Origin of the sequence: Allobacillus salarius (assembly GCF_007559425.1) — a bacterium.
GTDB lineage: Bacteria > Bacillota > Bacilli > Bacillales > Alkalibacillaceae > Allobacillus > Allobacillus salarius.
This window is the reverse complement of record NZ_VMHE01000043.1, coordinates 1-6,565: the sequence shown is the minus strand read 5'-3', so window position 1 is coordinate 6,565 and position 6,565 is coordinate 1. Positions and strand designations below refer to the sequence as shown.

At 40.6% G+C, this 6,565-nt stretch carries 7 protein-coding genes and 1 other RNA gene; 3 read left to right on the top strand and 5 right to left on the bottom strand.

Features of this window, described 5'->3' with window-relative positions:
* Positions 1-430 precede the first annotated feature (430 nt).
* An RNA gene (gene ffs / locus FPQ13_RS12670) (signal recognition particle sRNA large type) lies at positions 431-697 on the bottom strand.
* Between the two features lie 79 nt (positions 698-776).
* Positions 777-1,247, bottom strand: a complete 471-nt coding sequence (gene tadA, locus FPQ13_RS12665; RefSeq protein WP_144089691.1) for a tRNA adenosine(34) deaminase TadA — start codon at positions 1,245-1,247, stop codon at positions 777-779.
* Positions 1,248-1,355: 108 nt separating this feature from the next.
* On the opposite strand from tadA, the gene FPQ13_RS12660 reads away from it, so the two are divergent.
* Complete coding sequence (locus FPQ13_RS12660; protein WP_144089690.1) at positions 1,356-2,639, top strand: glycoside hydrolase family 18 protein; 1,284 nt, start codon at positions 1,356-1,358, stop codon at positions 2,637-2,639.
* A gap of 73 nt (positions 2,640-2,712) precedes the next feature.
* Here FPQ13_RS12660 and FPQ13_RS12655 read toward each other — a convergent pair whose 3' ends face one another.
* The 3 genes from FPQ13_RS12655 to FPQ13_RS12645 form a co-directional block, all read right to left on the bottom strand.
* Positions 2,713-3,477: a DUF3891 family protein gene (locus tag FPQ13_RS12655; RefSeq protein ID WP_144089689.1), complete on the bottom strand. Its 765-nt coding sequence runs from the start codon at positions 3,475-3,477 to the stop codon at positions 2,713-2,715.
* Positions 3,478-3,559: 82 nt separating this feature from the next.
* Positions 3,560-4,081: a type 1 glutamine amidotransferase domain-containing protein gene (locus tag FPQ13_RS12650; protein ID WP_144089688.1), complete on the bottom strand. Its 522-nt coding sequence runs from the start codon at positions 4,079-4,081 to the stop codon at positions 3,560-3,562.
* Positions 4,082-4,166: 85 nt separating this feature from the next.
* The gene (locus tag FPQ13_RS12645) at positions 4,167-5,453 is read right to left on the bottom strand and encodes a purine/pyrimidine permease (protein WP_144089687.1); all 1,287 of its coding nucleotides are present in this window, start codon (positions 5,451-5,453) and stop codon (positions 4,167-4,169) included.
* Positions 5,454-5,773: 320 nt separating this feature from the next.
* Here FPQ13_RS12645 and FPQ13_RS12640 point away from each other — a divergent pair, with 320 nt between their 5' ends.
* Positions 5,774-5,995, top strand: coding sequence for a hypothetical protein (locus FPQ13_RS12640; RefSeq protein WP_144089686.1), 222 nt, complete (start codon positions 5,774-5,776; stop codon positions 5,993-5,995).
* 97 nt (positions 5,996-6,092) lie between these two features.
* Positions 6,093-6,362 carry a lipoprotein gene (locus FPQ13_RS12635; protein WP_144089685.1) on the top strand — a complete coding sequence of 90 codons (270 nt, stop codon included), beginning with the start codon at positions 6,093-6,095 and terminating at the stop codon, positions 6,360-6,362.
* Positions 6,363-6,565: the final 203 nt, after the last annotated feature.

Below are 6,565 nucleotides of genomic sequence, written 5' to 3'. Positions count from 1 at the left end.
CCTAACAAGGAACGTACGTTCTTATTATACACTACCAGATTGTGTTTGGGAAGTAATAACCTCATTTTCGGACAAGAGGCTGGGACATAATCGTTAAAGTTAACACAGAAACGAACATCCTAATTCAGTGTAGTGGAAATACCCGCTTCGGAAATATACTCCGCTTTTCGCGGGCAGCTGTTGAGCCTCCTCGTGCTACGCACTGCGGGGTCTCACCTAAGCTTTTTCTCCCGCAGAAGTCTACGTATATTTCCTACGCTAAGTTGGATTGTTATTCGTGTTTCTTAGTTTATAACCTTGATTTGTCCCAGCCTCTTGTCCGAAGGCGATTCATCTCCACCCTGGCTTCGCCTGAGGATGGAGTCTTCTCGCCTAAATCGATAAAAAAAAGCTCACCGGTAAAGGTAAGCCTTGATTTTTGTATGTAACACCGTGCACCCGTTGTCGACCAGGCCATCATATGCGTTACGCAAGTTTGCAGCTCAGCCCAGGCGATCCTGCGTCACATAGAAGGGTTCGCTTACTGCTGCTTCCTTCCGGACCTGACAGGGTTCGCGAGTTTCTATTGCGCAGGACCCAAGCGTCAACACTGCGCCCTTGCGGCAGGCCATACAATGACCTGGCCTCGAACGGGAATTCAGTCCCACTATAGCGGATTGTGGGTTACAGGGCACCGCTACCTCCCCACCTAGCACGGCAAGTATTGAATATGCACTCCTAATTGAAGTGCACTACCTAGTATATAGCGATTTGAGGAAAAATGCAATCGGAAAAACTTACTGATTCGCATTCTTCTTCTTTTGATTTCTTAAGTTTTTAAAAAACGTTTTCAACAGTTCCGCACATTGTTCTTGCAGCACGCCTGGCACAACTTCTGACTGATGGTTAAATCGCTTTTCATCCAATAAGTTCAGCAATGTACCAGCACACCCCGCTTTCGGATCCGCTGCCCCATAGACGACTCGTGGAATTCTCGATTGAACAATTGCTCCAGCACACATTGGGCAAGGTTCAAGTGTTACATAGAGCGTGCAATCTTCCAACCGCCAACTCCCAATCCTCTCATTCGCTTCTTGGATGGCCATCATTTCAGCATGGGCTTGACTATGTTGGTCTGTTTCTCGGCGATTATATCCTTTACCAATCACTTCTCCATTGTGAACAATGACTGCACCAATCGGTACTTCATTGATTGCTTCAGCTTTTTTCGCTTGCTCAATTGCTTTTTCCATCCAATAAATATCCATTGGTGGCCAGCTCCTTTATTTAGCCTTTTTATGGCTGAATCTCCAAGTCATAACTTCTATTCGTACACATAAATATAACATATACTGCGCAAAAAGGAGTGTACGTGATTGATCATCCATACCGTTTCTCGAGGAGACTCCGTCTATTTACTTTCTCAACGTTATCAAACTGCTGTTGATTTGATTGTCCAAGCAAATGAATTGGATCAACCAGAAGACTTAGTGGTTGGGCAAGCATTAGTGATTCCGATTGATTCTTATACCGTCCAGCCAGGTGAAAGCTTATATTTAATTGCTCAAAAATTGAATACAACTTATCAAACACTCGCCGCTTATAATGATTTGAGTTTAGAAGCACCTCTTTTAATCGGGCAGGTGCTGGCCGTTCCGAAGCCTGCTGAGCGACCGATTGTTTCCAATGCGTACATCGAGCCTTCTGGTGGAGTCGTCAGTGAAAGGTTGCAACAATCTGCACGCTCAAAAGCCCCCTACTTGACTTACCTGGCGCCATTTACGTATCGCGTCAACCGAGATGGTACATTAAATCCTCCTCCACTTGATGATTTTCCTGCTATTGCTGAAGCAAACGGAGCGGCTTTAATGATGGTTATAACGAATCTAGAAGAAGGGGCTTTTAGTGAGGAGCTTGGCCGTCTCATTTTAACCGATAATACGGTGCAAACAAGGCTGTTAGATGAAATCATCCAAACAGCGACGGACATGAATTATCGTGACGTTCATTTTGACTTCGAATTCCTTCCTGCAGAGCTAAAAGAAAGTTATAATGATTTTTTACGGCGAGCGAAACAACGGTTACAAGCCAATGATTTATTATTATCTACTGCATTAGCACCGAAAAACAGAGCGGACCAGCCTGGACAATGGTATGCGGCGCACGATTACAAAGCTCATGGCGAGATCGCTGATATGGTTGTACTAATGACTTACGAATGGGGATATAGTGGGGGGCCACCGATGGCTGTCAGTCCAATCGGTCCGGTTCGTGCAGTCGTTGAATATGCTCTTACCGAAATGCCTGCTGAGAAAATCTTGCTTGGCCAAAATCTCTATGGTTATGATTGGACGCTTCCTTATGAACCTGGCGGGGAATACGCTCGGGCACTTAGTCCAAACCAAGCAATCCAACTCGCACGGTCTATGAATCAAACTATTCAATACGATGAAGAGGCTCAGGCACCGTTTTTCAATTATTGGGACGCAGAAGGAAATCAGCACGAAGTTTGGTTTGAAGATGCACGATCGATTCAAGCAAAGTTTGATTTGATCAGAGAACTAAACCTCCGTGGCATTAGTTATTGGAAGCTAGGCTTGGCTTTCCCGCAAAATTGGCTGCTGCTTCAAGATCAGTTTGCTATCGTTAAAAATGTTTAATAAATAAACAGTCTAAACATCCAGACGGAATTAAAGTCTGGGTGTTTTTTATGCTTACATATCAAAATTATCATCAGTCAGATTCGATTTTCGCTTCCCTAACCTTTGTTTCCGCCAATTCATACGCTTGTTTCAATCCATTTTGATCAATCTCAGCTTTTGAGATTTCCTTATAAGGAACTTCTAATGAAAATGTTTCTTTAAATGGTCCGTTGTTCAATAAAATTCGATTAGGTTCTTCCCAATAAGCCACCATTTTTTCTTTCATCCCTTGGAATTGTTGACGAAAACCATGCTTAAACATTTTCGTCTCGTTCTCTTTGTCGATTCCTGGTTCATTTAGGCAAAAATATAACGATAAATCGTCACAAAACTGCAATAAGTGAAAGTGAAAATCAAATGCTCTCTCATTAAACTGCTCACCGAGCTCCTTTTTAATTTGGTTGTTCTTCTTCATTTCCCGGGAAATATACTGTTGAATAATTGGATTCTCAGCTGAATGATCAAAAAACGACAAATAGTGATGACTGCAAAGTAAACCCGCATATTTCGACTCGCTTCGCACTTCATCTACACCCTTTTGGTAATGTTCGAGCTTTGGTTCCAATGGATAATTCATAAAAGAGTGCGGTTCGTGTTTTTCTTCGTTCCACGTTGGTTGATCATCCAACGGAATCCAAGCTCGATCATGTTGCGTAATGGCAAGCTCCACTTCTTCACGCAATTGCTCTGATAAAAACAATTCACTCGGCCAATGTTTCGCAATTTCTCCACTTACCTTTGCATGATCATGCTGTGTAAACATCCGAAAAGATTGGTCATTTTTCGTTACAATCACTCAATTCACCTCATTGTTAAAGGAGTATGTACAAATAAAGATGCCCCATTCTTATGGGACACCTTTTATTTACTATTCACGATTAACCATTTAATACTTTCAACGATTCACGGTTGAATGCCGGGATATCGTTTGGGTTACGGCTCGTAACGAGATCGTTATGACAAACGACAACCTCTTCATCTTTGAAATTAGCGCCGGCATTAATCATATCTTGTGCAATTGATTTATACCCTGTTGCCATACGACCTTCTAATGTTTTTGCTGTAATTAATAGTTGTGGGCCGTGACAAATAGCTAAAACTGGTTTATCTTTATCCGCCATAAATGGTTTTACGAACTCAACAAAACGATCGTCCGCCCGCAATTGGTCAGGTGAAAAACCACCAGGAATAAACAAGGCATCAAAATCTTCTGGTTTCACGTCATCAATGGAAGCGTCGATTTCTACTTCCGTTTCACCTTGTTTACCTTGTACGACTTTCCCTTTTTCTTTTTCAATCGTTACCACTTCATGGCCTGCGTCCTTAAATGCATTTACAGGCTCTGTATATTCAATGTCCTCGAATAAATCAGTGATTACACATGCGATTTTTTTACTCATTTAAAACATCCTCCTCTGAAATATAGGGTTATGCCTACATTAAACAACTTTCCCACATGAGCATCTACTCAAACATCACGGATAATTATGCTTCGTTAATTTCGGCTGGCTGTTCAGGTCTTTTCCAAATTAACTCTAAAATAACAGCGATAGCAGTTCCGACTAATAACCCGTTGCTGACGACTTGTCGTACCATATCAGATAATCCTGAAAAACTATCAGCTGGGAAGAACATTAATCCTGAACCGATCAATAAGGAAACCGTAATGATTGTCGTATTTCGGTCATCCAATCGATTTGAAAATAAGTTTTTAATTCCTAAGCCCATCAACTCAACAAAAGTAGCTAGTAAGGCCGCATTCGCAATTGGAGCTGGAATTTGTGCTAGGTAATAAATCATGCTCGGAAAAAAGGAAGCTAATATTAGTACAGCCGAAGCAATCAAGAATGGTCGTATTCTTTTTTCACCGGTTAATTTTAAAAATCCTGCTGAAGAGGCCAAAGTAATGACGGCAATACCTGAGAAAATACCCGATATCCCGTGGTTTACCCCTAAAGTAAAACTAGATCGGTTCATATCTCCATAAGAAACTCTCGCCTTTTCTTCTCTTACATCCGTAACAGCAGAAAGAGCTGCAACAATATTGGAAAGTAAAATGACAGCCGTCAAGAGCGCGATTGGTATGAGACTCCAATCCCAAATCGGTGTTCCCCAAGCAAACCATTCAGGTGCTGAGATCGTCTGCAAACCATTCGGCCGTTCGGAGCTTGTCCCGATAAAAAGTTCATATACGACCCATCCAACCACAATTCCGATCAGAACAGCATAACTTTTCTTCCACCCGTGTGAAAACAACGACAATACCAACACGAGAATAAATGTGATAAAACTAACGATTGTCGCATCAAGTTGAATAACATCATATTCAGCAACACCCGTCATCCCTTGCAAAAACGTGCCTCCCAGTTGAACAGTCAATAAGGTTAAAAAGACACCCGTCACAAGAGGGGTGAAAATGGAAATAATTTTTCCGGAAATCTTGAACAGACCAAATAACATTAAAAAAATGCCCGTTAAAATCATGGCCATTTCGAGTAATCGTAATGAATTTTCAGCCGAGCCAGTTGCAGTTGAAATCGTACCTGCGAAAACCGCAAATGTACTTACCCAAATACCTGCAGGACCATCAACGATTGGCATTTTATGGCCAATCCATCCTTGAAGAAAACAAGCAACGCCCATAATAAAAAACGTCCGTTGCATTAATTGCATGACTTCTATAGAACTCATATCGAATAAAGGACCAATCACGATAGGAATCGCGACGGCATTCGCCAGTAAAAACACGAACCATTGAATAATTGAAAACAAAACAAATTCCTCCTGACTGCATGCTTCGTTTGTTTCTATTCATTAGCATACTCCTTTTAATCGACAGAATCCAACGGTTTTTCGTGTAAAAATTGGGTTTTTTGTGCCGGTCAGGAGTAGATAGTGATTGGGTTTCCTTTTAAAAAATAAGATCTGTTAAATCTTGTTGTTGATGATTGCTTCAATTAAACAATAAGGAGTTAATATTCTTTCTTAAAATTCAATTAATTATGTTACTCTAAAGTTAATTGAACTTGAACATTGTTGAGTTCATTTATCTTCAGCAAACGGGCCCGCTTGCTGAGTTAAGGGAGGATAATTTGAAAGACTTTATTGGTACATTCGGTTCTTGCCTTATTATTAGTTGGATTCTTGTATTTTTTATTGGTTTTTTCTTGGAACATATATACATTACAGCAGCTATATTCGCCTTCTTTTTGGCCATAATCATAGCTATTTTTATAGAACGAGAATCGAGAATTGAAGAATTAGAAAAAAACGTGGAAAGGCTCTTAAATAACCAACAGGACTCCGAAGAATAAATGTTCTTCATAAAACGAGCGCAGTTGCTTCATAAGTATTACGTCTGAATTGGACTAGATGGTTCGTTCAAATGAATGAAAATGAGATTGAATTTACTTGAAAAAGATCACTGTATTGATTGTTTTGTTACTTGTGTTGGTAGGATGTAATCAGCGTAATGCCGATTTAGAGGATTCCATTAATTCGATTGTGAAAGATGAGAGTAAAAGTGAGATCAAGATTCAATCACTTACTAACGTAGACTGGGATAAAGCATTTCTTTTTACGCCATATAGTACAGAGAAGAGCATTGAAGAACAGCTGGGAACAGGATTTAATGATAAGAGTAATATTGATTTTCGAGATGATATATATTTATCGATTTAGGCGAGAAGACTCCATCCTCAGGCGAAGCCAGGGTGGAGATGAATCGCCTTCGGACAAAAGATGACAATAGTCATCTTCCTTGTCCGAAAATGAGGTTATTACTTCCCAAAACACAAGCTGGTAGTGTATAATGAGAACATACGTTTTCTTGTTAGGAGTGAAGTAATCTTGCTGGTAAACAAAGCCTATCGATTTCGAATCTA

Excerpts from the sequence above, each read along its gene's own strand:
- tadA (WP_144089691.1), bottom strand. The coding sequence starts at position 1,247 with ATGGATATTTATTGGATGGAAAAAGCAATTGAGCAAGCGAAAAAAGCT.
- FPQ13_RS12650 (WP_144089688.1), bottom strand. The coding sequence starts at position 4,081 with ATGAGTAAAAAAATCGCATGTGTAATCACTGATTTATTCGAGGACATT.